The sequence below is a fragment of the Pseudomonas sp. SMN11 genome (assembly GCF_052041945.1).
Taxonomy (GTDB): domain Bacteria; phylum Pseudomonadota; class Gammaproteobacteria; order Pseudomonadales; family Pseudomonadaceae; genus Aquipseudomonas.
This window is the reverse complement of sequence record NZ_JBKGGW010000094.1, coordinates 1-454: the sequence shown is the minus strand read 5'-3', so window position 1 is coordinate 454 and position 454 is coordinate 1. Positions and strand designations below refer to the sequence as shown.

Sequence of the window (454 nt, the reverse complement as noted above, 5' to 3'; positions counted from 1 at the left end):
CGGCATCCGGCACATGGCGGGTCGCCGCATGCACCAGCACTGCCACTGGCGCGCTGTCGGTCAACATGTGGCGCACGCGCTCGGCCGGGTAATCCGGATCGACCGGCACATAGGCCCCCCCGGCCTTGAGGATCGCCAGCAGCCCGACCACCATCGACAGGCCACGCTCGACGCAGATCGCCACACGGTCATCTGGTCTTACGCCCAGGGCGATCAGGTGATGCGCCAGGCGGTTGGCCTGTTCGTTGAGCTGGCGATAGCTCAGTTCACCCTCTTCGGCCCGCACGGCGAGCGCATCCGGGGTACGCGCAACCTGCGCCTCGATCAGGCCATGCAAGGTCTGCTCGAGGTCGTAATCGACCGCCGTGTCGTTGACGTCCACCAGCACCCGCTGGCGCTCCTCGGCCTCCAGCACCGGCAGGCGTTGCAACAGCAGCTCCGGCTCACGCTCCAG

At 67.8% G+C, this 454-nt stretch carries 1 protein-coding gene; it reads right to left on the bottom strand.

The annotated features are described in order from the left end of the window. A partial coding sequence (locus ACLEJU_RS28685) for an AMP-binding protein (protein WP_440776784.1) occupies positions 1-454 on the bottom strand: 454 nt, incomplete at both ends.